Annotated in this window: 2 protein-coding genes; both read right to left on the bottom strand. The window is 34.6% G+C overall.

Annotation, left to right across the window (positions count from 1 at the left end):
• Nucleotides 1-282, bottom strand: a 282-nt coding sequence (locus A9G34_RS06280) for a hypothetical protein (RefSeq protein WP_176701479.1), incomplete at its 3' end; no start/stop codon positions are given.
• 757 nt (nt 283-1,039) lie between these two features.
• Nucleotides 1,040-1,444: hypothetical protein (locus A9G34_RS10770; protein WP_176701469.1), on the bottom strand; the 405-nt coding region annotated here is incomplete at its 5' end.

The raw sequence follows: 1,444 nt of genomic DNA, 5'->3' as shown, positions 1-1,444 counted from the left end.
ACTGAGCGCATCGCTTACAACAGAATTAAATGAGAAAGTAGCCGGTTGGTTTAAAAAAGCATCGGTAGATAGGGTTTTATTGGCGCTGGTAAAAGTAATGGTGTAATGCCACAGCTGGTTTAAGGCCTCTTCGCCTTTGACGTTTAACACCGATATAGGAGTGCTGAGTTCATCAATGGTTAGTGTGTAACGGTTATGGCTAACTTTATTTGTTAATTGGCTAAGCAAATCTTTCCCTGCTTGTCCTGCTTGTTCGACGATTTTATCTAAATGTTTTACCATTTTTTTCCTTTACTACCTTGCTACTTATTTTTATTTAGTTTTTTCATATTTATCTGTTTTTATCGGTAATTTTAATAATCAATAATGATAACTAAAATTGGGCATAAAAATTACACGGTTTTTATAGAATTTGCAATATTTAATTGAAGTTAATTTATTGAAATTTAAGATAAGTTTAGTGAGCCATGTTTTTTTAGATTGCTGCTTTTAAGCCCACTTAAAATTTTATCAATTAAGTGGGGTTAGGGTTTTAGCATTAAGATAAAGAGGGGGTTCCCTGTGTATACAGGGAACACTTGTGGATTACCACGTGTAAAACCATTTTTTCCGGTTTATCCCTGTGTATACAGGGAACACATTATTATTAAAAGCGGAGCGGAAGCCATTAACGGTTTATCCCTGTGTATACAGGGAACACGAATAAAAAAAAAGACCAGATATTAGTTACACCGGTTTATCCCTGTGTATACAGGGAACACTCTAATTGTAGCTATCTGTTTTATTTACAGTTATAGCGACCAACAAATTCTACCAGATTTTTTAAATTTTTAAAGATTTTTAACTTATTGATTTTTAATAAGTCGTAAGTAGGCTTTTTCCAATTTCTATCGTTCCACCAAGAAACACCAATTTTTAATTTAAATTCAAAAAGATATAAATATTCGAATGTACCTAAACAAAAAATATTGTCTTTTACTTTCGTATTAGCGTGAGCTTTGCCCTACTTATTTATGGTGTGTTTTTTACACAATTACGATCATACAAGGTTTATTATCCTCTGAATTATTATCGATTGTTTAATACAGAATAACGGGTTAATGCGCTCTTCTTTTTCTAGTTGCCAGTTGCTTTTGACATGTTCGTGCGCTTCGTCCACTTTTTTCATGGCAAAATCTCGCTGATAAGGCTCGGTGATGCCAAGTTTATCTAATCCCGCTTCAATAAGCGCTTTTTGTTGTTGCTTTTCTTCTTCAAATAGCTCATCAACTTCGTTCCATTTGCTTAACCCTTCATCAGCATACCATTCACTTTCATATTTCACCAGTAAATGCCCTATCTGCTCCGCTGTCCAACTTCTGCGTAATCCTTCCTTTAAATCCCTATCCGTAAAAGTCGGTGGCGGTAGGTCTTTTTTTCGTTGGGTTGAATATATTAGTGTGCC

This window comes from Gilliamella sp. Choc4-2 (assembly GCF_001690355.1).
In the GTDB taxonomy this organism is placed as follows: domain Bacteria; phylum Pseudomonadota; class Gammaproteobacteria; order Enterobacterales; family Orbaceae; genus Gilliamella; species Gilliamella apicola_A.
Note: the sequence above shows the minus strand (reverse complement) of the source record. Positions and strands in the feature narration are given on the sequence as shown.